This window comes from Maridesulfovibrio sp. (assembly GCF_963677005.1).
GTDB lineage: Bacteria > Desulfobacterota > Desulfovibrionia > Desulfovibrionales > Desulfovibrionaceae > Maridesulfovibrio.
Map to the genome: position 1 here is coordinate 133727 of NZ_OY781616.1, position 24400 is coordinate 158126.

Annotated in this window: 16 protein-coding genes; 10 read left to right on the plus strand and 6 right to left on the minus strand. The window is 51.6% G+C overall.

What is annotated here, in order from left to right:
- Positions 1 to 193: 193 nt before the first annotated feature.
- The 4 genes from ACKU4E_RS00595 (at position 194) to ACKU4E_RS00610 (ending at position 4080) form a co-directional block, all read left to right on the plus strand.
- Positions 194 to 421 carry a hypothetical protein gene (locus ACKU4E_RS00595; RefSeq protein ID WP_320169151.1) on the plus strand — a complete coding sequence of 76 codons (228 nt, stop codon included), beginning with the start codon at positions 194 to 196 and terminating at the stop codon, positions 419 to 421.
- A 3-nt stretch (positions 422 to 424) separates the two neighbouring features.
- Positions 425 to 1051: a phosphatase PAP2 family protein gene (locus ACKU4E_RS00600; RefSeq protein WP_320169152.1), complete on the plus strand. Its 627-nt coding sequence runs from the start codon at positions 425 to 427 to the stop codon at positions 1049 to 1051.
- A 4-nt stretch (positions 1052 to 1055) separates the two neighbouring features.
- Complete coding sequence (locus ACKU4E_RS00605) at positions 1056 to 2693, plus strand: glycosyltransferase family 39 protein (protein WP_320169153.1); 1638 nt, start codon at positions 1056 to 1058, stop codon at positions 2691 to 2693.
- Between the two features lie 166 nt (positions 2694 to 2859).
- Positions 2860 to 4080, plus strand: coding sequence for a response regulator (locus ACKU4E_RS00610; protein ID WP_320169154.1), 1221 nt, complete (start codon positions 2860 to 2862; stop codon positions 4078 to 4080).
- 25 nt (positions 4081 to 4105) lie between these two features.
- On the opposite strand, the gene ACKU4E_RS00615 is transcribed toward ACKU4E_RS00610, so the two are convergent.
- On the minus strand, positions 4106 to 4447 hold the full coding sequence (locus ACKU4E_RS00615) for a hypothetical protein (RefSeq protein WP_320169155.1): 342 nt from the start codon (positions 4445 to 4447) through the stop codon (positions 4106 to 4108).
- A 117-nt stretch (positions 4448 to 4564) separates the two neighbouring features.
- Complete coding sequence (locus ACKU4E_RS00620; protein WP_320169156.1) at positions 4565 to 7339, minus strand: response regulator; 2775 nt, start codon at positions 7337 to 7339, stop codon at positions 4565 to 4567.
- Between the two features lie 256 nt (positions 7340 to 7595).
- On the opposite strand from ACKU4E_RS00620, the gene ACKU4E_RS00625 reads away from it, so the two are divergent.
- Positions 7596 to 9245, plus strand: a complete 1650-nt coding sequence (locus tag ACKU4E_RS00625; RefSeq protein ID WP_320169157.1) for an NAD+ synthase — start codon at positions 7596 to 7598, stop codon at positions 9243 to 9245.
- Positions 9246 to 9591: 346 nt separating this feature from the next.
- On the opposite strand, the gene ACKU4E_RS00630 is transcribed toward ACKU4E_RS00625, so the two are convergent.
- Positions 9592 to 11355: a 6-hydroxymethylpterin diphosphokinase MptE-like protein gene (locus tag ACKU4E_RS00630; protein WP_320169158.1), complete on the minus strand. Its 1764-nt coding sequence runs from the start codon at positions 11353 to 11355 to the stop codon at positions 9592 to 9594.
- Positions 11356 to 11538: 183 nt separating this feature from the next.
- On the opposite strand from ACKU4E_RS00630, the gene ACKU4E_RS00635 reads away from it, so the two are divergent.
- Complete coding sequence (locus ACKU4E_RS00635; protein WP_320169159.1) at positions 11539 to 13833, plus strand: cysteine synthase; 2295 nt, start codon at positions 11539 to 11541, stop codon at positions 13831 to 13833.
- 208 nt (positions 13834 to 14041) lie between these two features.
- Here the strand turns inward: ACKU4E_RS00635 and ACKU4E_RS00640 are convergent, their stop codons facing one another.
- From ACKU4E_RS00640 to ACKU4E_RS00650, 3 genes are all read right to left on the minus strand, one after another.
- Positions 14042 to 14458 (minus strand): hypothetical protein, encoded by a 417-nt coding sequence (locus tag ACKU4E_RS00640; RefSeq protein WP_320169160.1) that lies wholly within the window; start codon positions 14456 to 14458, stop codon positions 14042 to 14044.
- On the minus strand, positions 14451 to 15692 hold the full coding sequence (locus ACKU4E_RS00645; protein WP_320169161.1) for an ATP-binding protein: 1242 nt from the start codon (positions 15690 to 15692) through the stop codon (positions 14451 to 14453). Before ACKU4E_RS00645 ends, ACKU4E_RS00640 begins: the two co-directional genes overlap by 8 nt.
- Positions 15693 to 15797: 105 nt before the next feature.
- Positions 15798 to 18158: an adenylate/guanylate cyclase domain-containing protein gene (locus ACKU4E_RS00650; RefSeq protein WP_320169162.1), complete on the minus strand. Its 2361-nt coding sequence runs from the start codon at positions 18156 to 18158 to the stop codon at positions 15798 to 15800.
- 245 nt (positions 18159 to 18403) lie between these two features.
- Between ACKU4E_RS00650 and ACKU4E_RS00655 the strand changes: the two genes are divergently transcribed.
- The 4 genes from ACKU4E_RS00655 to ACKU4E_RS00670 all read left to right on the plus strand — a co-directional run bounded on the left by ACKU4E_RS00655 (position 18404) and on the right by ACKU4E_RS00670 (position 24322).
- Positions 18404 to 19687, plus strand: a complete 1284-nt coding sequence (locus ACKU4E_RS00655) for a TolC family protein (protein WP_320169163.1) — start codon at positions 18404 to 18406, stop codon at positions 19685 to 19687.
- Positions 19688 to 19935: 248 nt separating this feature from the next.
- A complete protein-coding gene (locus tag ACKU4E_RS00660) occupies positions 19936 to 21636 on the plus strand; it encodes an ATP-binding cassette domain-containing protein (RefSeq protein WP_320169164.1) in 1701 nt (566 codons plus the stop codon).
- On the plus strand, positions 21633 to 22928 hold the full coding sequence (locus ACKU4E_RS00665) for an HlyD family type I secretion periplasmic adaptor subunit (protein ID WP_320169165.1): 1296 nt from the start codon (positions 21633 to 21635) through the stop codon (positions 22926 to 22928). Before ACKU4E_RS00660 ends, ACKU4E_RS00665 begins: the two co-directional genes overlap by 4 nt.
- Complete coding sequence (locus tag ACKU4E_RS00670) at positions 22925 to 24322, plus strand: tetratricopeptide repeat protein (protein WP_320169166.1); 1398 nt, start codon at positions 22925 to 22927, stop codon at positions 24320 to 24322. Before ACKU4E_RS00665 ends, ACKU4E_RS00670 begins: the two co-directional genes overlap by 4 nt.
- The last annotated feature ends 78 nt before the right edge of the window (positions 24323 to 24400 follow it).

Below are 24400 nucleotides of genomic sequence, written 5' to 3' on the forward strand. Positions count from 1 at the left end.
CCTCCTCAAACTGCCGCCCGGAAAACGGGGCAGGCGGCAATGAGATGAAGTATAGTACTCTTTTTTCAAATGTAAATAGGACCGGAGGAAATGAGCTTTAAATTCAGCCGGGAAAAGATTCCGGGGCGGATGGAAAATGAAAAACAGGCAGGATGGGCTTGAACACCTTGCCTGCGAAGTGTAAACCGTGCCCATGAGTAACGAAAACAACGACAAGCCGTATTTTATGGAAGACGGGACTCTGGTCATTCCCTTTTCCTGTCCTGATCACAGCTACAAGTACTGGAAAAAGGAAGGCAAGAAACTTTCTGAAGTCCTTGCGGAAATCGGTGCTGACAGGGAAACGTGGAAGCGTTTTACCGCAGATCCGTACCCGGACGATGTTACGCCGGAAAGTCCTGCGGAAGACGGAGAGGATTAGCCCTTGTCCGCATTCCTCAACAGGCACGCCGCGTTGTGCCACTACATTCTGGGTTCCCTGCCGTTGCTGCTGATTCTGGCGGTGATCCGGTATCATTTTGCGAATGAAACAGAAGTGATGCTCTGGTTCAAGGCTCATGCGCACGCTCACCCGGACATCAGGAAAACGGCTCTTCTGATCACGGATTGGGGGAATGCGCTTTTTTATCCAGTATATCTCTGGTTTCTGATCACCGGGATAAGACAGCGCAGGAAATATTCATCACGCCTGCGATTTGCGCTTGTATATCTAGTTGTACAGTTGTCGATAAGTCTGCTGCTGGTCCGGTTCATGAAAATAGCCATCGGAAGACCGCGCCCCGGCGAGGGCCCCCTCTTTGAACCTTTTTCCGGCAGGGGGGCATACCATTCGCTGCCTTCCGGACATACTACGGAAATTTACGGGGCTGCGCTGCCCCTTGTTTTGAGATACAGGCAGTTTCTGCTTACCCTGATTTTGGGGATATTTGCCGCCGCGGTGGCTTTCAGCCGGATATATCTGAGCTGGCACCATCCCAGCGATGTGTTCTGCGGCTGGATGCTCGGTTCCGTGGCAGGGTTCGCCATTCACCTTTTCTCCCGAGAGGATTGATTAAATGCGTCATGAAAAAAAGTCCCTTGCATGGGACATTCTGGAAAGCAGCCCCTGGCTTTCCGTTCTCTTCCTCCTGTTCCTGCAATCCGTGTTCACCATGGACTACCGTTCCCTGTGGTTTTCGGATGAGGTCCGCTATGCCAACGTCTACCACCAGATGAAGGATGCCGGGCACTGGCTGGTCATGTATCTGAACGGGGTTCCATACCCGGACAAGCCTCCGGTATATTTCTGGTTTCTGTCGCTTATCGATAACCTGACCCCTGCAGACGGACCTTCCGTCTTCTTCCTGGGATCGGCTGTTTCCGCGGCAATCTTTCTTGTTTCTACGCTGGCTCTTGCGAAAACTCTTGGGTGCGGAAAGAAAACCGTTCTTGCAAGCGGTCTGGTCCTGCTCACGAATATTTTTTTTGCAGGCATTGCACATTATTCCAGAATGGACCTGCTGTTCGCCAGCTTTATAATCTGGGCAAACATATGCTTATACAAAGGTTTTCATAGCCGGAGCACTGCGCGGTGGTTTATTGCCGCTTTTGCCCTGATGGGAGTCGCCACATTGACCAAGGGGCCGCTCGGCCTCATCTTTCCGATTTTGACAGCTGTCTGTTTTCTAGGCTGGAAGAAAAGGTTCTTCCTGTTGCGCGACAAAGGACTGGCAAAAGGATTCGCCGTACTGCTGGCTATCCTTGCGGCCTGGGTGGTCGGAGCTATGATTGTGGATGGAACCTCTTTTATCCATAATATTTTCTACAAGCAGATTTATCAGCGTGCGGTAAGCTCGTTTCACCATGAAGAGCCGTTCCAGTATTATCTGATAGCCTTCCCGCTGGCGTGGCTGCCATGGACCACGGCCATTTTCGCTCTGCCGTTCAAAAAACTGTTCTGCACAGATTCTCTTGCGGCTTTTTTGGCCGCACGCAACGATGATGCAACTGACGGCCGCGACTGGGCATGGATCATGTTCATCAGCGGTTTTGTGCTGCTTTCGTGTCTCAGTATCAAGGTTCTTATCTATATCCTGCCGCTGTTTGCGCCTCTGGCCGTGCTTACTGCACGAGGGCTGCTGGGTGAAGGAGGGAATCCTCCGGCCATCAATTCCGCCCGGATGTGGATCGGTGTTGCCGTTGTCTATCTGGTGCTCGCAGTTGCGGCGCCTTTTGCGGAAGCCTTCTTCCCATTTGATTCAGCCCTGCGCGGTTTGTCTTTCACTGTGCTGATTATGGGAGTGGGCGGCCTCGGAATGCTGGCGCTCAGGAATTCCGGCGCGAAAAGAGGACTGTTGCTCATGGCAGTTGTTATGGTCCTGTGGCTCCAGCCGCTGGCCCTTTACACTCTGCCGTCACTCGATCCGGTTATGAGCCCGCGCCAGACTGGTGAAATGATGAAACACTATGTGGAGCAGGGTAGTTATCCGCTGGCCCACAAAATTTATTCCGGCATCTTTTCCTATTACGCCGGAACGGATATTCATGAAACAAGTGACATGGATGAGATAAACTCACTCCTGAACCAGAAGGATGATGTAATTCTGGTCATGCAGAAAAAATATTATGACAAATGGAAAGACAAGCCTGACGGGATAAGGGTTATAAATGAACAGTTCATTTCCGACCGGCCCTATGTGCTGATCAAGAAATGATCTTTTAATGAAATACGGGAAAATCCGTTCCAGGTTTGGGACGGATTTTCTATTTGTTTTTTATGCTGATTTAGATTTTAAAAAGTATTGCACCATGATAGAGTGTATTAAAAGCCCCGGTACCGGGTTGGATAGCCATATGATCAGGAAGTAGAAGGAGGGCCGGATGGGCAGGTCGAAAAACATACTTTTTGTCGACGAAGACAAGGCTCAGTTGCAATTGCTGGAAAAGTTGATCGAGCCGTTACAGAAACGCTGGAAAGTCTGCTTTGCCAGCAATGCCGAAGAGGTCATGGATCAACTCATGACTCGTCCTTTTGATATCGTTGCAACCGAATTGCATATGGAAGGGTTCGCAGATGGAGAACTCCTGCACGAGATAAAATCCCGTCAGCCCGGCTCAATCAGGTTTATTACTTCCGCCGAAGTGCAGGCCGAAAATTTTCTCCAGTATATCAATTCCGCGCATCAGTTCATTTCCAAGCCGTATGTTCCTTCGGAGTTCTTGAGTAAAATCAAGAAAAGCATGCGGCTCAAAAATATTTTTCTCAACGAGCGTGCTGCCAAAGCCATTGCTTCCATAGATGAGCTGCCGTCCCTGCCCGATCTTTATTTCCGGCTGGAAAAAGCCCTCAGAAAGGAAGACGTCTTCATCGGTGAACTAGGCAGGATAATAGGCGAAGACATGAGCATGAGCGCCGGTCTTCTGAAAATCGTAAATTCTCCGGTTTTCGGCCTGTTTTCAAAGGTGACCAATCCGGAACAGGCTGTAACGCTGCTGGGGCTGGACGCGCTCAAAGGTATTGTCATGGGCTTGTCCATGTTCAATTCAGCGGATTTAAAGGGATTGGATTTTTCCATTGCGGAACTCGGTGAGCACTGCCAGTATACAGGATTGCTCGGCAGGGCCATTGTCAGGTCGGAGGACGCCTGTAACGAGTTGTGCGAAAATACTTTTCTTGCCGGATTCCTGCACGATATAGGGAAGCTGGTGCTTGCCACATCATATCCTGACGAATATCGGATGATCCTCGGTCTGGTGCGCGAGGATGCTGTTTCCATACAGGATGCGGAAAAGGACATCCTCGGGTTTACCCATGCCGAGGTAGGGGCCTATCTGCTGGCCATATGGGGATTCAACGAGGATGTGGTAGAGGCGGTGTACTGCCATCACGATTTGTCAAAGCTGGGCAGCACGGATTTAAGCCCTGCGGTTGCTGTGCATGTGGCAAATACTTTTGACCATGAACTGCGGTTCCCTTGTCAAAAATGCGCTCCGCACCTTCTTGATGCCAGGTGGCTGGAGATTCACGGTTTTTCACCCAGTCTGGTCGGCTGGCTCAGTGTCTGCGCGGAACACCTTGAGCAACTGCCCGGAACAGATTGATCCGGACCGGGCTGTCATTCGGCAACTACTTTATTTTTTTAAGTCGCACGGCTGTGCCGTAGCAGGAGTAGAATTTATCCCCTTCCGGGTGGAAGGAGACCGATTCGCGGTATCCGAGTATGGCATCCGCATTGGCGTCCACGGCCTGGGCAATCAGTCCGTAAAAAGCATTGTCGAAGTTGTAACTTCTGCAGACTATCAGTCCGAAAGTTCCCACCACCTCGCGGTTGGGCACGTTTTCAGTCGTTACTATTTTTACTCTGCCGCCAAGGTAGAGATTGCGGGCCATATCCAGCCGCTGGTCTTTCTTGGCGTCTTCCACCGACCTGCGGTCCTTGCGGTTTGGAGAACCGAACATGAGGGCCATAATTCTTTCCTTTTCAGTTTGTTAACAAGCACACTGTCGATGAACTTCTGCCTTATTTCAAAAACTGTTTCAAGTAGATTAGCTGCCTGTTGCCCACAAAATCTATCTGCCGCTTTTTCAGCTGTGTTTTTTCCTCAAGTCACGGATTTTCCGGAAAAGTAGTCCCATCTGTTCCGCTGTACGGGTCAGCGCCGTTCGCGCAGCTTCCTCTGAATCCGATTTACAGGCTCTTTCCAGTTCCAGCGCTGCTGCCGACAATGCTGCAGCGGAAATATTGGCCGCAGAGCCTTTCAGAGTATGTGCTTTTTCTCCGGCTTCCTTGAGCTTGCCGCTGTTTATCATCTCATCCGTTTCGGCGCAGAAATCCGTGTTGTATTCTTTGAAGTTGCCGACGATCTTAATCAGTATATCCATGTCTCCGCCTATGCGTTCCAGAGCATCGTCCAGGTCTAATATTGCTGCACTATTGGTTTGCGGTATTGCCGCAGGTGGCGGATTGCTGCTTTCGTGTTTTTTCTCGGTCTGTTTTTCGGCCTTAACTAAAAATCGGCGCAGGGTGCTTATCAGCTGTTCTTTATCGATGGGTTTGGAAAGATAGTCGTTCATTCCGGCTGTCAGGCATTTTTCCTTGTCCCCGCGCATTGCGTGTGCGGTCATGGCGATGATCGGTAGGTTAGTAAGCCCCATCTGGGTCCGGATTATTTCTGTTGCCTGGTATCCGTCCATCTCCGGCATCTGGATGTCCATGAGCACAAGGTCGAATGTCTCCTTTTGTATCATGGATACGGCTTTGCTGCCGTTGGAGGCACTTTTCATATCAACTCCGGTCGGTGCAAGAATCTGTTCAGCAACCTGTCTGTTGATGGGGTTGTCCTCCACCAGAAGAATCCTGAAGCCGCTGAATTCTGCGGTCGGTTGGCGGTGCGATTCATGGAAAAAGTCTTTGCGCACTTCGTACCCGAATGTGTTCATTATGGAGTCAAAGAGAGGCTCCTGCCGCAGGGGTTTGGTCATGAGCCTGTTAATGCCGGCCTGGTCGGCTTTTGCCAGAGCCGCGTCCACATCCGTGGACGTGATCATGAGAATGGGCAGTTCCTCCCGTGAAAAATTTTTCCTGATAGCCTTGCAGACTTCGTCTCCGCCCATACCGGGGAGCTTGAGGTCTACCAGCGCCATTCTGAAATGGTGTTCGGAGCCGCTTGCCAAGAGGTCAAGTGCATCCTCTCCCGATGCTGCAGAAACCGGGGAAAATCCGAATTGCCTGAGGTAGCGGGAAAGAACGCTTCTTACAGCCAGATTGTCATCAACGACAAGAACTTCTGCGCCCTGCAGTTCTTCAGGCAGTGAAAAATCATTTGAAGATGTGTCCGGAGCCACTTCCGGGACTATGGAGAAATAAAAAGTGCTGCCCTTGCCGGGACTGCTGCGCACCCAGATATTTCCCCCCATAAGTTCTACAATCCCTCTGGAAATGGTCAATCCGAGCCCTGTGCCGCCGTATTTACGGGTTGTAGACCCGTCCGCCTGTCTGAACGGCTCGAAAAGATAGGGCTGGATGTCCTCGGATATGCCGATCCCGGTGTCCTTTACCGCAAACATAATTTCCGATTTTCCCGGTGCAATTTCAGTTGCGGAGACGGTGATGGTTATTTCGCCCTTGTTTGTGAATTTGAAGGCATTGGCGGTCAAATTGATAAGAACCTGCCGCAGCCTTAAGGGGTCTGCAATTACGCGCTTGGGAACATCCGGATGGATGTCTATGGCCAGTTCTGTCTGAGAATCGACCATCTGGTCAACGAAAAGATCCGAAACATCATGGACCAGCCGATGCAGGTTGAAGTTGACCTCCTCAAGACTTAACCTGTCGGCCTCCATCTTGGAAAAGTCGAGGATGTCGTTAATGAGTCTGAGCAGGACCCGTCCTGAACTGACTATGATTTTGAGGAATTCTCTTTGCTTGGAAGTAAGGTCGGTGGAGAGGGTAAGGTCCGCCATGCCGATGATTGCATTCATCGGGGTTCTTATTTCGTGGCTGACGTTGGCCATAAACTGGCTTTTTGACTGGGAGGCTGCTTCTGCCGCGTCTCTGGCCTGTTCCAGTTCCCGGTTGATCTCCTTCAGCTCCCGGTAGCTGTTTTCCAGGTTCTTGTTGCTCTGGTGTATTTTTTCCTGCAGCTGTCCGCTGTATTCCTTGAGTTTCTGGTCCTGCTCTTCAATCTGCTGCAGCATGTTGTTAAAGTTGTCCAGCAGGGTTTTCATTTCACCCTGTGATTTGAAATTGACCCTGGCGCTGTAGTTCTTGTCCACGGAAATCTGCTTTGCGGTCTGGGTGAGTCTGATGATCGGTGAGATCAGTATGCGGTGCATGGTAACAAACAGTGTCACCATCAGCAGCACAACCAGCAGCACGGTGCGCATCAGGGACTTCAGAAGGGACTGGTACAGTTCGTCCTGAATGAATTTCGGAGTCAGGAAAACTTCCACCGCGCCTATGGGCTGCCCCATGATTGATATTTCGGCTTTGCGCTTGATCAGTCTTCCGGTGGGCCAGTTGTCGAAGTCTATTATGTTCCATTCGCGGTCACGGGTTTTGCCTGAAAAAACGTTTTTGCCGTTATCCTCGGTTACCAGTATCGCCTCAATCCTTTTATCAATCATTTCCGAAAGGATAATTCGATTTATGGCCGCCTGGTCAACGTTCCAGAGCGGGGTGATGAGTGACTCGGACAGTCTTTCCACCAGTCCGTCGGCCTTTTCGTTCAATTCCCGCAGCATCTCGCCGCGCATGGAGGTATAATCATATGCACCCGATATTACGAAAGTAATGAGTGAAATGAATATAATCAGCAGGCCGATCCTGGTCTGGACTCTTTCCGGGTTGAATGGTCTCATGTTCAATAAGGATAAGGGATTAGCGTAGAGGGGCACTCTACGGATGTAGACAACTTTCTAGCATTGCAGCATATTTGTTGCAACATAACTTTTGATGAGTCGGCTGCCGTGCGGTCTTTCCGCAAGTCCGGGGTCTTATCCCTTAAGGCGACTGGGCTGTTAAACACCGCCTGAAAGCCGGCAGCTAATTTATGGACAAGCTTTCCTGCAGACGTTACTTAGAGCCGAGCATAAATTTGAGGAAGGACATAAAACGATGAAAATAGCACTGTTACAGCTGAATCTGACCGTAGGGGACATTGAGGGTAACATTAGCCTTATTCTGGACGGAGTGAACAAAGCTGCCGGACTCGGAGCGGAACTCTGTGTGACATCCGAACTGGCGATTACCGGATATCCGCCTCGGGATCTGCTGCTGAATGCTGATTTTGTGTCCCGCTGCCGGGATGCGGTGGATGAGATTTCCCGCAGCATGCCCGAAGGAGTCGCCCTGCTTGCCGGCGGGGTGGACCTTAATCGCGAATATGCCGGGAACCCGTTGCGGAATGCCGCCTGGCTTATAAGGAAAGGAGTCGAGACGGAAGTCTTTTATAAATGGCTCCTGCCCACATATGACGTTTTTGATGAACAGCGTTATTTCGAACCTGCGGATACAGTAAATTACTTTGATTTCAAGGGCGTCCGTTTCGGCGTGACCATCTGCGAGGATGTCTGGAACGATCGCGAAGGCTGCGCGCATAAACGCTACGGCGGTAATCCCATACCGGACATTGTGGAGAAAGGCGCGGATGTCCTGCTCAACCTTTCCGCTTCCCCGTTCAATGTGGGCAAGCAGGGCGAGCGGGAGAAGCTTCTTGCGGACATTGCCACCAAATATAAAATGCCGGTCATGTACGCCAATCAGGTCGGCGGGAACGATGATCTGGTTTTTGACGGCAGAAGCTGTGTTTTTTACGCGGACGGCAGACTTGCCGCACGCGGTAACGGATTTTCCGAGGACGTGGTTGTGGTTGAAACCGACGGTTCCGGCGGGACCGTGGCCGAAGACGATTTCTGCGAGGAATCCGAAGCATGGCGGGCCATGGTTCTGGGATTGAACAATTACCTTTCCAAGACCGGATTTTCCAAGGTAGTGCTTGGGCTTTCCGGGGGCATAGATTCCGCCCTGACCGCAGCCGTGGCCGCAGAAGCTCTGGGGCCTGAAAATGTAACCGGAGTTCTTATGCCCTCGCCGTATTCCAGCAAAGGCAGCGTGGATGATTCCCTTGCCCTTGTTGAAAACATCGGTATCCATTCCGTGACCATCCCCATAAATAACCTGATGAAGGAATTCGAACAGGCTCTGGCGCCCACCTTTGAAGGGCTTCCCGAGAATGTCACCGAGGAAAATATCCAGTCCCGCATTCGCGGCAATCTGGTGATGGCCATCTCCAACAAGATGGGAGCCCTGCTGGTGACGACCGGGAACAAGAGCGAGCTGGCAGTCGGCTACTGTACTATTTACGGGGACATGGCCGGAGGGCTGGCCGTCATATCCGACCTGTACAAGACCCTTGTCTTCCGAATCTGCCGCTGGCTCAACGAACAGGGCCGGGGAGAGATCATTCCTCCTTCGATAATTACAAAACCGCCGTCCGCAGAACTGCGGCCCGGACAGAAGGATGAGGACTCCCTGCCGCCGTATGATATTCTGGACCGCATCATCGAGTTGCGTGTGGAGCGTCATCTGGCTGAGAGCGAGATCATCGCAGAAACCGGCTTCCACCCGGAAACCGTGCGTTATGTGCTGCGGTTGATCAAGATATCCGAGTTCAAGCGCAAACAGGCCGCTCCGGGACTTAAGATCACATCACGAGCTTTTGGCACCGGTTGGAGAATGCCCATAGCCTGCCGCTTTACCGGGTGAGCGTAATACCTGAAGTAGAGTGTGTAGCCTAAGGGACTATTGTTGCTCTCTTTGTTCCCGCCGGGAATATTGCCTAGCCTAATGGCTAGAGCAGGAATCTCGAAACCATTCATGAAATGATTAGGGATTCCAAAGGTGATGATCCATCTCTGCTCTCCATATTCCTAAGACTCGAAGCGAACTTCTCGCCTAAGGGCTATTGGGCCTTTGGCCGTCGGCGGTGAAATCAGATAAGCAAAAGCGCGAAGCGCATCAAATTCGATCCCCCCCGCCGATGGGCAGTTTCGGCGGGGGGGATACTGATGATGGAAACACGTTAATTTTCTTTGTTTGTGGAATCCGCTTTTCAGGCAGCCTGTCTGTTTTCGTCAAGACACAGACAGCGGTCCATGTGGCGGATTTTTTTGAGCGTTTTTTTGATGATTCTCTTGTAGTGTGGAAAATCCTTCGGCTCGTAGCTTGAGCGCGCTCTTGCCAGACCCGCGATATCGAGAATTTCGTTGTACAGGTAGGGCAGGTAGAGCGGGTCCTGACGGATGAAGAAATACACTTCGTGCAGGGCCTTATGGATTTCCTTCTGGTTTTTTGCATGCTTGCGGAAAAGCTTTTCCAGTCGCTTGGTTACTCGGTTGAGGGAGGCTGTCCAGCGCGGGCTTCGCGGCTCAAAACGCGGAATTTTTCTGGGAGTGCGGGCCATGTTCATGGCGGTCATGAAATAGTCCATGCGGCCCGGAACCGAAGCAAGGAGCCCTTCCATGTGCACCTTGTGCATGTCCACGTTGGGCGCTCCGATGATTTCCGCTCCGCCGCCGTACAGGTTGAAAATTCCTGCGTTCAGCTTCTTTATGTCGTCCTCCATCTCACGCTTGGAGGACAGGTACTGAACGGTGGAGGTTATGTCTTCTCCCTCGGCATTCTTTAAATCAACAAGGATGCTCTTGTTGTAATTGGCATTGGCGTTCTGGTGCCCTTCGGCATGAGAATGTCTGCCTTTCCAGGCGAAGTCCTGGCCGACCAGCAGGATGTGTTCGAATCCGCACCAGTCCAGAAATCTTGCCAGGGTAACGCTGACGTTACTTCCGGCATCGAATATCTCTTCGTGGTTGTTAAGGGCGAAAGTTCCGAGACCGCCCATGGTCCACATGGGGATGGTCGGTCCGGGGTATTCGGAAAGAACCTTGTGGTCCAGCTTGGTGGAGTAGATGAGCGGAATATCCTTGGCCCATTCCTTATCCAGCTGTCCGTAAACTCGGCCCATGGAGGCGTTGTAGTCGATACCGATGCAGAAATGCGGCTTGATGCCGGTTTTTTGAACTGCCGGAAGTCCCTGAAGCGAGGTTGTGTAGATAACCTGCCCCGGATTTTTTGCCAGTTCCGGTCCGAATTCGGCCAGCGAAGGACCGGCGCCGAGTACTACTGCTCCGAGTCCCTTACCCGCCCCCTTGAGCGGGGTGATGGAGCCATCGTTCACCGTGCGCGAAAAATTGTCCAGTTCGTTGCCGACCATGACGTCCTGCTTCAACCGCAGAGTGGTCATCTCAACGCTGAAAGATTCCATTCTGTTTCTGATGGTTGCGGCCCAGCGGGCATACTCCGGTCCGATCTGCTGGCTGGGCAGGTCAAGCCGCAGATAAATTTTGCCGTATACGAATTGAAGGTCGAGTTCTTTAATGATACTCATCAGTGAGTTTTCATCGACTGTGCAGAAATGGAGCTTGCCGCTTTCCATAAACGGCCTGTAATCGGTCTGTCCGAGGCAGGCCAGGAGCAGTTCGGGATTGGGCTCGGATACAATTACCTTGTGGGTGTCAGGGGTGCTCATCAGCACGTGGTTCAAACCGTATCCCACGTTGCAGCCGACAATGAATGTCGCACTTGTGTCAGCCTTTTCGGTAACCTTCCAACCCTTGTAGACGAGGTTCGGCATGAGGGTTTCGAATATGCCCTTGCCGTTTTCCATCTTCCAGTCGAGAATATTCCATCTGTTTTTGAAGAGTGAACCCTTGAGTTGCTCTTCGTCAATCTCCTGACTGCTCAGCCAGGAGTAAAAGGGCGGGTTGTATGTTGCTAACGCTTCGATGTTGTCTTTAAGAAAAGGATAAGCTGACATTGGTTCCGTCCTTGGCAGACTGTTGTATTCATTAGATTCATTACGGGCCGGGTTCATTCCTTCCCCGGCTGTCCATTTTGTTTCCAGCTTTCTTCTGCCTCGTTTGCAAATTTGTTGCCAACGATAAAAGGACGTTGTCCTGTTCTGATTTTTTTAAGATAACTATTTGAAAGGAATGATAAAATGTTTGCTAAAGATATTTTGGAACTGGTCGGCGGAACTCCGCTTGTTGAGATTCGTGGACTTAATCCCAATAAAAACGTCAAGATTCTGGCTAAACTGGAGTCAATGAATCCCGGCGGGTCCATCAAAGACCGCGCTGCAGGGGCCATGATCCGCAAAGCCGAGGAGTCCGGGGAACTGACTCCGGATAAAGTCATTATTGAGGCAACCTCCGGCAATACCGGAATCGGGCTGGCCATGGCCTGTGCGGTGAAGGGCTACAAGCTGATGCTGATCATGCCTGAAACGGCTTCCGAGGAGCGCAAGATGATCATGCGTGCCTACGGAGCTGAAATAATGCTTACTCCGGGCCATCTTGCCACGGACGGGGCGATTGAGCTGGCCTATCGTTATTATCGTGAAGAGCCGGACAAGTACCTGCTGATGGACCAGTACAACAACGAGGCCTCCATAGACGCTCATTATTACGGCACCGGACAGGAAATATGGGATCAGACCGAAGGGAAAGTCACCCATGTGGTGGCCTGCCTCGGAACAACCGGCACGGTCATGGGCATCACCAAGCGGCTCAAGGAACTTAACCGGGATATCCAGATGGTAGCGGTTGAGCCCGGTCCCGGACACAAGATTCAGGGCTTGAAAAATATGCAGGAGTCCTATCCTCCCGGAATCTACGACAAGCAGAAGCTCGACCGCATCATCCGTGTGCAGGATAATGACGCCTTTGATGCCTGCCGCAGGCTTGCCAAAGAGGAAGGGGTCTTCGTCGGCATGAGTTCCGGTGCGGCCATGGCCGGTGCCGCCCAGGTGGCTGCAGACCTCAACGACGGGCTGGTAGTGACCATTTTTCCTGACGGCGGTGAACGCTATCTTTCCACTCCGCTGTTCCGTCCGCAGGTATTGCGGGGGCCGAAGATTTTCGACCAGTGCACCGGTGGCGACAAAGTGCTGTCCCTTTCCGAATCCGAAACAGGGCTTTTCACCATGGGGCCGTCCTTTGACAACCCTTATGACCCTGAAGCGTTCAGACGCATAGTTCTTCTGGATGTGCTGGCCAGACATCTGGAGCGGGAGGGAACCAAGGTTTCGGCCCTTGTCGGGTTGGCCGATCTGGAAGACCAGACCCTTGCGGTTTCCCGTGAGCGGGGAGTGGACCGCAACAGTTTTTCCCGCGAGGTGACAACAGCCGTAAGCAAGGCCGCGCATCTGCTTGGCGTGCGCGAAAGCATGCGCTTCGCCCGCGCCTCCGATTCCGTTGACCGTGCCGTGGAACTGTGCCGGACACTGCTGGCCCACGGACTGGCTTATGAAAAACTGCGTTCAGTTTATTTCGATATCTCCCGCGACAAGGGCTACGGCCAGATGTCCAACATGGACATAGACAAGGTCAGCCTTGGCAAGACCGTGGACATGGATGATTACGTCAAGGAGAATCCGCGCGATTTCACCCTGCTCAAAAGAGCCACATTGCAGGACCTCAAACTCGGCGATATCATTGAAACCGAATGGGGCAACGTGCGCCCCAGCTGGTTCATGCAGCAGGCCGTAACCGCTCTTGAAGGACTGCCCGGAGTGAGCCTGATGCTGGCCGGAGAGATTCACCGCTTTCCGCATCTTGAAAATCTGCGTGCAATCTGGGCCGGGGCCGGGGTTTCCCCGCAGGTCTGGATGGTGGCCCAGCCGGTGCTGCCGGGCGGGCCGGTACTGCCCTGCGTGGATGAACTGATAGAAAAGGCCGGTCAACCCATGGCCGTGCGTATGTGGATGCTGTCCTCGTCTTACAAGAAGCCGCTGGTGTGCAGCGATCAGGCCGTTTCCATGTGGGTCAAGAACCAGCAGCGGGTGCAGGAACTTGCAGCCGGTCTGAGTGTGTTGGCCGGGGATTCCGGGGAAGTTTCCGAGGATATTGATCAGGAGGTTTTCACCCTCAAGAGCGGGCTTTCCCAAGCACTTAACGATAACCTCAAGCTGCACCGTTTCTGGCCCATACTGTTCAGTTTTACCAAGGCCATAAACTCGCAACTCAGCGCCGGGAAGCTGGCTGCACGCGAGGCCCGGTTCTGTCTGGATCAGCTGCTTGAAGTGGATGATATCCTCGGTATTCTGGATCACGATGCGCTGCCGCTGCCATTCACGTCCCTGCCCGAAGAGGTCAAGGATATGCTGGAGCAGCGGGAGCTCGCCCGTGCCAAAAAGGATTTCGCCACAGCCGATGCATTGCGGGACAAGCTGCTTGCCGCCGGATTCAATGTGGAAGACAGCGCCGAGGGGGCACGGATTTTCCGGGTCAAGTAGGGATATTGGAGAGCTCGCAGGGGCGTTTGGCCTCCGGAGGCTCTCCGAGAGCGCCTTCAGCGGGAGCGGAAGGGCTAAGCCCCTCTGGACTCCCTGATGGATCTGTTGAAAATAGATTTATTATGTGCTGCTGATTGGTAGTGCCTGCGGATACAAATAAACACTCCCCCTGTCGTTCGGTGCGGCAGGGGGAGTGTTTATTTTGGTATTAAATCTGGTGGGTTACTGGCGAACGCGTACAGATCATTTTTAGCTGGTGGCTTTTTCTCAGTTTCACTTTCTGGATTTGAATATATGTGCTTTCCTTAGGATTTCCAGTGAAAGCTATTATGCCGGTTTTGCTGAGTCCGCCGTGTGCTTTCTTGTAATGGTCAACTGCAATAACTATTTGTGTGTGCGCCTTACGAATGTCTGACCCTTTCAGTTCGACATATATAACCTTTGTTTTGTGTGTTACCACATAATCGCAGGCTGTTTTGTTAAGTATTAAACATCCGTCGAACTCTATGACTGTGAATTCTTCTTCGTTTTTGTTGTCAATCTTTACGGAAGCTTTTGAACCTGTTTTCCGGTCTTGGAGTACATGTATTTTCTTGGAAAAGGTCTGCGAACAATCCCTAACCATTTGCCGCCCCTTCTTCGTACTCAATGTCCAGAAGCTGATCGAATTCTGTGCCAATTTTTCCTGATACATCGTCAATACTGTCCGCATCAATCAGTCCAGTGTCCTTGTCCATGATTGATCTGACTGTACCGTCGGCCTCAACCATATAAGCAGCAACATCCTCTGCATTAAGCCACTGGTTTTCGGGGATTATGTTACGGACTTTTGCAGCTTTCTCCGCACTCTGCTTGCCAACTGTTCCGGCGTAAATCAGGTTGTTTACGGCAGTGAGGATGTATGGGCTGTGGGTGGTTATGGTCATCTGACCTTTTGTTTGATTATGTGTTTTTGCGATGTACTTAATAAGGCTGTGCTGCGCGTCAGGGAAGATGTGTGCTTCCGGTTCTTCGATATATCTGTCTTGGTAAGGAATAGCGGACTCATGCAGGGCTATTAATAACGGGACAATTGCCTGTTGGCCTGATGATGCATTATGAAGACTTACCTGATGTTCTGTGTTGGTGATTGAATAACCACTGGTTGTGTGTTGTACTTCTCCTTTGATCAAATCCTGAAGTTCAGGGCATGAAAAATTGTTTTTGGCAGTTAATGTTTTTAAATTACTGAAATATCTTTTGCCAAAACGGCTTAGTATGATGTCAACTCCCTCATTTGTTACCCAAAAGGAATTATCTTGGAGTATATTAACCAATGCCCTTGATGCCGGAATGAAAAGATGTTTTTTGGTTGGAAGGTAATTTGTGCTGTCTGCAAGGGTTGTCAGGAAATCCTGATAAAGTTTTTGATAAAGTGGGTCCTCTTCCAATTCCTTACTGTTGATATCTATTCTTTTCAGTCCGGAAACAGTTTTTTTTATTCCGTCCAGTATTTCTTTTTCCAGAGAAGTATAATTTTTGTTTATTATTTCTTTAATCGGGTCGTTTTTCGGTGTGCTTAGTCCATCCTGATTAAAAGAGTACGAATAGTTGTTCGTCGCAAAGATATTAATGGAAAAATTTTTCTGCAGCGTTTTTGTCTCGAAGATGGAGTGAAATAAATTGAAAGTATCCTGAGATATCTGCTCAGTACTTGTAGAGTGTGTAAGGTGATTAGTAAGTATGCTTTCATTTAGAAAATAAAGAACCTTCGCAATCAAACTTTTTCCGGCTGCCTGAGGGCCTATCAGTATATTGAATCTCTTGAAGTCCAGTTCGGCCTGTTTGATATTGTAAAAATTCTCAATCAGTAATTTCATATTTTCCTCGCAAAGTTATACCCGTCAAGTTCTCCATTATCCGTGAATTGTCAATATTCACGGATAATTTTCACCAGACAGGTATATGTGCGTTAGCAACGAATTCTATTTTTTAGTCATCCGGTAAACCCCGTCCCATACCTCTCCTTCCGGGACAGGCGGGTTGAGCTTATGTTCCTGCGCACGTTTTATGAAGACTTCGCAGGGCGTGAATTTGGTGTCCGAGAACCGTTCGTATTTGTTGGCTTCGGTATAGAGTTCAATGGCCCGGTCCCAGTTGGTGGCAACGTATTCTTCGCGGGCCTTGGCAAACAGTTCGAAGAGCTTCTGTTCCTTTTCGGTCAGATCGCCTTTCATGGCCACCAGTTCGTAAATGCGGACCGGCTCGTTCTTTCCGACGACCTGGATGTTGTCGATCAGCCGCGCTTCCACGAGGTCCATTACCTTGCAGGTTTTTCCTTCGTATTCCACTTCCTTTTCCAGTGTGAAATGGCTGACCGCATTGAAAATGCCGAACTGCTTGGCGCCTTCTTCCAGACGGGCGGCAAGGTTAACCGAGTCCCCCATCATGGTGTAGTTCATGCGCATGGATGAACCCATGTTTCCTACAACTATTTCGCCGGAGTTGACCCCTATTCTGGTGCGCATGTTGTGCACTACCTTGGGCCATTTTTCGCCCTTGGCCCATTGTTCCTCCGGGAAGCCCTTGGTGTTGCGGTCCGGTTCGTCCGGAAGCTGTACTTCCTTGCTCCACTTATCGCGCAGTTCGTTGTTTGCGTTCTGCATCCTGACCGCCACACGGCAGGCGCGCAGGGCATTGTCCGGCACATCCATAGGCGCTCCGAAAAAGGCGATGATGGCGTCTCCCTCGTATTTGTCCAGTGTTCCGCGTTCCTCGATCAGAATATCGGTCATTACCGATAGGTATTCATTGAGAAGCTCAACCAGCTGCGTTGCGGTGAGTTTTTCGGAGAAGGTTGAAAAACTCTGGATGTCGGTGAAGTAGGCGGTTATTTCCCTGGCTTCGCCGCCGAGTTCGGGCATTTCGCGGTTGGAGAACATTTCATCGATAAGTTCCGGCGCCAGATATGACGAGAAGGTCGCCTGCAGGAATTTCTTTTGTCCTTCCTCACGCCAGAATTTGATCAGGGTCAGCATGGTGAAGTTCAGGGCCAGAACAATCAGCGAATACATCGGTGTCAGGTAGGCGTTGTAGGTCCTGAAAATATAAAGGGAGCCCCAGACAATAGCCACGCCCATGCCTACAATCGGGAGGGTCATCCACAGTGACCGGGTCCAGGTGAGCAGCAGGGTGGCTGCTATCCCGGCGCAGAGCACCAGCAGCAGTTCCAGCCCGGGGGCCCAGTCCGGTTTGATGATGAAGTCCTTTGTCAGAATATCGTCTACAATGGTGGCGTGCACTTCCACGCCCGGATAGTCAGCTGCGAAAGGCGTTACCCGCAGATCGCGCAAACCTGCAGCCGAGGTCCCCATGAAAATAATCTTGCCCTTGAGTTCCTTTTCACCGACTTTGCCACTCAGTACGTCTTTTGCGCTGTAGTAGGGGAATTCTTCCATGCCCCCACGGTAGCGGACCATCATCTGTCCTTTGGCGTCCACGGGTATGGTTGTTTTGCCCAGCCGGATGGATTCGAAACCGGCAGGGGTTGTCTTGACTATTACGTTCCTGCGTCCCATAGCCTTCATCAGGGTTGCCAGGGCCAGACTGGGGTACTGCTTGCCGTTCCAACTGATGATCAGGGGAACCCTGCGCACTACACCGTCATAGTCTGTGATTGAGTTATAGAAACCGCATACCGGAGAGGCCTTGGCCAGAATCGGAAGCGGGCAGATAGCGCCCAGGGCTCTCAGGGTCAGATCCTTTACCGGAGGGGAGCCGGGGCTTTTGATCTGCGCAATCGGCAGCGGTTTGACCATGCACGGCTGGGAATTTACCGTGGGCTCCTTTTCCTCTTCTATGAAATCAAAATAAAAACCAAGTACATAACGGCCCTGATGGAGCACGTCGGCCAGAACTTTGTCGTTATCCATTAGCCCGGCCGGAAGACCCTGAAAATCTACCGCGACTCCGAGTTCGTTTTTCAGGCTTTTCTGAATTGTAGCCGGAGAAGTCCGGTCCGGTTCTCCTATGAGAATATCAAGACCTGTAGCCAGAGCACCTGCCTGCTGGATTTTGGCCAGCAGCAGGGCCATGCGGTATCGCGGCCAGGGCCACTGACCAAGTTCAGCAAGGCTTTCATCGTCAATGTCCACAATTGCGGGAACATTTGTTTTTGTCCCCACAGGACTGCTGCGTACGAACTGGTCGTATATTTTGTAGTCCACAAATTGCAGGATGGAGGGCTGGAAAATGTACAGGGAGGCAACGAATATTGATATCGAAAGTCCGGTCACCAGAAGAAAAACAGTGTCGGAGCTGATTATTTTTTTTAATTTTCGCAGCATTCTTTGACCGCCCTCCTCGAAAAGTGTTAAGTTTTGCTGGAAACTACCGACTGATAATGTATTATTCGTCTGGATTTTTCAATTCAATTTAGGTATGTATTGAATTGTTTATATTGAAATTTTTGCGTTCTTAGAGACGATTTTTAATAATGTCTGTTAAATCTGGGGGTTATGGGGTGGCTTTGTTCCGTTTACTTGCAGTTGTCCTGACGGTCTTAATGGTGGGCGGTTCGGCGGGGAGTGTTTTGGCACAACCTGCCATGTCCGAAGGTATGTCCGCCATGAATCCGAATCAGGTCGACGGCAGGCCGTACCTTCTGAAGATTATCAGGGATCTGCTGGCAACGCATGACCGCATCAAAGCTGCCGAGGCTAATGTCGAGTCTGCCGAGCATGTTGTTTCGCAACGCTGGTCCGGCTGGACTCCTGCATTTGATGTTTCTGTAGAGGGTGGTCGCGAAGAGATAGACAAGCCCGGTGGAGGAACCAACAAGTACCGCAACGAAGCGTCTGTTTCGGCAACGCAGCTTTTGTATGATTTCGGCGGTGCAACAGGGTCCATCGACAGTGCCAAGGCCGCGCTTAACGAAAGCAAGGCCGTGCTGGACAGTGTGCGGCAGCAGCTGATCACCGAAGGTGTCCGCGCCTACATGGGACTCATCCGTGCCCGCGAGACCCTGAAGTACGCCATCCAGTCCGAAGAAAGCATGAAGCGTCTTTCCGGGATGGAGGAGACTCTTGTCAAACGCGGGGCCGGTCTTTCGTACAAGGAATTGCAGATCAAGGCCCAGTTGGCGGGAGCCATGTCCTACCGTGTAACCCAGGAAAGGGCTTTGCAGATTGCCAGAAACCGGTTCAAGGCTGTTTTCGGCTATCCTGTGGCAATGGAAGAAATCACCAAGATGGTGCCGGTTCCCATGCCTGCCCGGTTCATGCCCGGAACTCTTGATGACGCCATCTCTCAGGCCGACAACCAGAACCCGGTCCTTACGCAGCTCAAGTTCGCGCAGGAACGCATGGGCGAGGATGTCACTGTGCAGGAATCAACCCTGTTTCCGCGTTTTGAATTCGTGCTTGAAGGCAAGAGAAGGGAACAGGATCAGGGCGCGAGCGGTGTCCGGACAGAGAACAAGGCTACTTTTCAGGTCAGTTATTCCGGATTTACCGGTCTGAGTGAATATGAAGGCACTCAGTCCGCCAAGGCAAACCTTCGCTCAGTGCGCAAGCAGTATCTCGATACCAAGCGAACAGTTGAGGAAAATGTCCGCAACGCCTGGCTGGAACTTATGACTCTGCGCAAGAATGCCGAGCTTTATCGCACTCAGGCCAATATCACTGCAGAATTTCTTGATCTTATCAAGAAGAAGCGTGAAACCGGTGAGCAGGTCGAGCTTCTGGACATACTGGTTGGTGAGCGGGATTACTCCACAGCAACCAGTGCCAGCGTTGCAGCGGACATCGATAATATTATTTCCGCTTATGTTCTGCTTTATCAGATGGGGGTAATGAACCTTGATATATTCGAGTAACGGCAGCAGGTCCTGTATGTAATTTTTATGAAATTCCATGCGTGAAAGCCCATGGAATTTTCTTTTTTGTGACTTTGAATACCGTGGTCGTGGACTGCGGATATATCTTGACCCGGGAGTTTGACACAGAATCGTTTTCGGGACCTTCCTTAGGTGAACAAGACGTGTTTTCTGTCCGGTTTCCGATCGGACGAGTCCGTTTCACCTGATCCGGAAGGTTCGATTAAAGGCCGCATAAGGATTTACTGATGAGAGAATTGCTGCGCAGACTGTCGCTGCACCCCTTCCTTGCGTTTGAGATTTCATTGGCCTCGTTTTTCATCAATATCCTTTCCCTTGCCTCGTCCATTTTCGTTATTCAGGTTTTGAACCGCTATGTGGGGTACGGCTTTGACGGAACCCTGATTACACTGACTACCGGTGTTCTCATCGCTACCGTGCTTAACCACGCCTTCACCCTTGTGCGCATAAAACTGGCCTCGGCGGTCAATGTGCGACCGGACATGATGCTGTCCGAGGCTGTGCTCAGCTGTCTGGCCCGCGCCAGAATGACAACTCTCGGCAGGATTCCCCCGGCCAGAGTGCAGGAGATTATCGGCGGGATTCAGACTGTTCAGTCCGGATATGACGCATCAGTTCTCTGCTCGGTGCTGGATATGCCTTTTTTCATCCTGTATGTCGGGGCGGTTTTCTTTCTGAGCCCGATGCTGGCGATAATCACCATTCTGGCAGTATTCTGCACGCTGCTTTCCGGCTGGCTGAATCTGCGCCGCGGAAAACTTCTCACCGATGCCATGCGCAACGAATCCGTTATTCATCGCGGCAACCTTGCCAATGCCATTTCCGGTGCCGATACTGTGCGGGCGTTCGGAGGAAAGGAATTCCTTTCCAACCTGTTCCGTGTGCAGATGGAGAAGATTCAGACCATCAAAAGCAACATGGTGCACAGCGGCACCAGAGGGCAGGCCATGCTGCAGACCCTTGCATCCCTGCTGCGCATCATGGTCTATGCCGTAGGGGCTCATGAGGTTGTAGCCGGAACGCTCAGCACCGGCGGGCTTATAGGTGTTTCAATTCTCTCGGGAAAGGCTCTTTCCGTTTCAGCTTCCTTCATGAAATCCAGAGTAATGATAAGTCAGGCAACCACCATGATGCAGTCATTGAAGGAGTTCATGCGTCAGCCGCTTGAAACGGAAACCGGGACGGCTCTCAGCAGTTATCGCGGAGAGATTGAGATGAAGGATCTCGGTTTCGCGTATCCGGGGTCCACCAGCCCGTTGTTCGAGGGGCTGGATGCGGACATAAAGGCCGGTAATGTGGTCGTAATAACCGGGCATAACGGTTCCGGAAAGACAACTCTGGTCCGCCTGCTCCTCGGTCTGCTTGATCCGGGCCGGGGGCAGATTCTGGCCGGGGGCGTGGATATACGCCAACTTGCTGCGCCGTGGTGGAGAACACAGATAATGTATCTGCCGCAGGAGCCCACATTTCTGAATGCCACAATCAAGGAAAATATCTGTTTCAATGCTCCCGGAATTGATGAAGAGCGGGTTCGCCGTATTGTCGAGGCAGCCGGGCTTAAAAGGTATCTGGATACCAGCGTAAAGGGATTGGAGGCGGATGTCGTCAACGGCGGGGCTGAACTGGCTGTGGGAATAAGACGCCGACTGGCTCTTGCCAGAGCTCTTGCTGTTCGCGGACCTGTGGCTGTTCTTGATGAACCGGCAGAAGGGTTCGACATGGAAGGGCTGCGGATTATGGACATGGTCATTCAAAGTATGATCAAGGCCCAGAAAACGCTGATTATAGTCACTCAGGACATGCGTATCATGCAGCGGGCGGATATAATCATCGATCTGAGTTCCAAGCCCAGACCGGAAGTTTCCTATACTGCTGTGGCGGACAGCAAGCCCGAAGAGGCCGATGACAGCAGTGCGGAGGTCCAATGAGCATTGATAAAAACGAAAGGTATCCCGGAGAGGTTCGGGCTGCTCACCATATGTTTCTGTTTCTGTGCGTGGCCATGTGTGCCGCTTTTCTCGCCTGGGCCTGTCTGTTCCGGCTTGATATAGTCAGTCAGGCTCAGGGAGAAGTTATTCCCAGTTCAAGGGTTAAGCCCGTACAGCATCTGGAAGGCGGAATAATAAGGAAGATAAGTGTCCGGGAGGGAGACAAGGTCACCAAGGGGCAGGATCTTATAGAACTGGAAGCCACAGCCAGCGATTCCAGCGTGGAAGAACTGGATGTGCGGGTAACTTCCCTGCGGGTCAACATTGCCAGACTTGAGGCGGAGGACAAGGGGCTGGAAGAACCCGCCTACCCTGAAGATCTTGTAAAAACCTACCCGGACCTTGTGGCCCGTTCAAAGTCTCTTTTCCAGACCAGAAAGGCCCGCCTTGCCAGCGATCTTGAATCCGAGCGCGAGAAGATAGTACAGCGGGAACAGGATATAAGACAGATTTCCTCCCGGCAGCGCAATGCGCGTGAAAGCCTCAAGCTGCTCCGCGAGCAGATCGCCATAAGCGCCGGATTGTTGAAGGACGGGTTGACTTCCAGATACAAGCACCTTGGTTTTCTCAAGGAGGAATCCAGACTTAAGGGTTCCATAGAAGAGGACAACGCAAAGATGGCCAAGGCCAGATCGGCTCTTATACAGGCCAAGGCCGACATTCAAGAAATTACCAACTCCTATTACGCCTCGGTGCGGGAAGAGCTTCAGGAAGACCGCAGGGAACTGGAGGAATTCACTCAGCGACTGCGCAAGTTCAAGGACAACCTGAAACGCACGGTCATACGTTCGCCTGTGGACGGTGTGGTCAAGACTCTTTACGTGGTCAGCGTAGGCGGTGTGGTCCGTCCGGGCATGACCGTAATGGATATTGTGCCCGGCGGCGACAAGCTGGTCATCGAGGCCCGGCTGCCCATAAGCGACGTCGGGTATGTAAAGGACGGCCAGAAAGCCGTGGTCAAACTGGCTTCCCGCGATGCTTCCCGGTTCGGCAATCTTGACGGCAAGGTTATCAATATAAGCCCGGATGCCTACGCAACGGACCGGGGCCAGACATTTTACCGGGTTCTGATAGAAACGGATAAGGACTATTTTGAACACGAAGGCAATTTTTACAAGCTCTTCCCCGGAATACAGGTAATAGCCGGAATTCATATCGGAACACGTACTGTTCTTGAATATATTCTGGAACCGTTTATGGGGTCGATGAGTTACGCCATGAGGGAACGATGAAAGAAAAGGCGGCTGACAAACTTGAGGAGAGTAAATCATCGTGGATAGAGCAACTGCCTCCGGATGCGCGGCGCGCTTTTGAGCAGGCGGTCAGGCACCATTCCGCAGGGCGCTATGATGAGGCGGTCAATCTTTATTCAATGGCGCTCAGCATCGCGCCGGACAACCCTGTGATTCTGACCAATCTCGGGGTTGCGTTGCGTTCTCAGGATAAGCTCAAGGCTTCGGAAATGTGCTACCGCCGGTCCATTGCGGTGAATCCTGATGCTCCGGGAAGCTGGAGCAATCTGGGCAACGTCCTGAGGAGAGTCGGACGGCTCAAGGAATCTGTAGCCTGTCACCGCAAGGCCGTGGAACTGGACCGTAAATTTATCGATGCCTACTACAATCTGGCGCTGGTGCTGCAGGATATGGGCAGGCTCGACGAGTCCATAAAACTTTTCGACTTCTGCCTGAAACACAAGCCCGGAAGCGTGAACATCAATTGGGATCGGGCTCTGGCTCTGCTTTCCAAGGGCGATTTTCTGAACGGGTTTGAGGGGTACGAGTACCGCTGGCAGCGCGAGGAACTCCGGGAGAGGCATTTCCGGCAGCCTTTGTGGGACGGGACTCCGCTTGAAGGAAGCCGAATCTATCTTTACACGGAGCAGGGCTTCGGTGATACCCTTAATTTCTGTCGTTATGTTTCGGAAGTCGCACGGGCCGGAGGACGGGTTATCCTTGAATGTCAGTCGGAGCTGAAAAGCCTGCTCAAAGGGTTGGACGGTCTTGAGCAGATTCTCAGTGCCGGTGATCCGCTGCCTGAATTCGATGTGCAGGCTCCGCTGATGAGTCTTCCACGGATAATGAAGCACGAAATTGATTCAATCCCTTCAGAATGTCCGTACATAAAACCTCCCTCTCAGGCCGGGTTCCCGGTGCATGTCCCTGCTGGAACCGTTAAGAAGGTGGGCATTGCCTGGGCCGGGAAACCTACACATAAGAATGATCACAACCGTTCCATAGGGATAGAGCCATTCCTTTCCTTTTCCCGTGTTCCGGGAGTTACCCTTTACTCGCTTCAGAAAGGACCGGAATCGGGCCAGCGTGAAAAGCACTCCTGCGGTATGCTGGTCCGGGAACTGGCCGGCGGGTGCGAGGATTTTGCGGATACCGCCAAGGTTATGCTGCAGCTTGATCTTGTCATTACGGTGGACACTGCAGTTGCCCACCTTGCCGGTGCTTTGGGGCTGCCTGTCTGGGTGGCGGTGCCGTATAATCCCGACTGGCGCTGGATGCGCAGTCGGACCGACTCGCCATGGTATCCCAGCATGACCCTGTTCCGGCAGAAAACACCCGGTAAATGGGATGATGTTTTTGATTCCATGCTTAAAAGACTTAGAAAAGAAATATAATTGTCCTTTACGTTGGTTATCCTCATAGTCAGTGATATGGTTCGTTATGTAGATGCGGTCTGAATTTTGCGCAGTTAT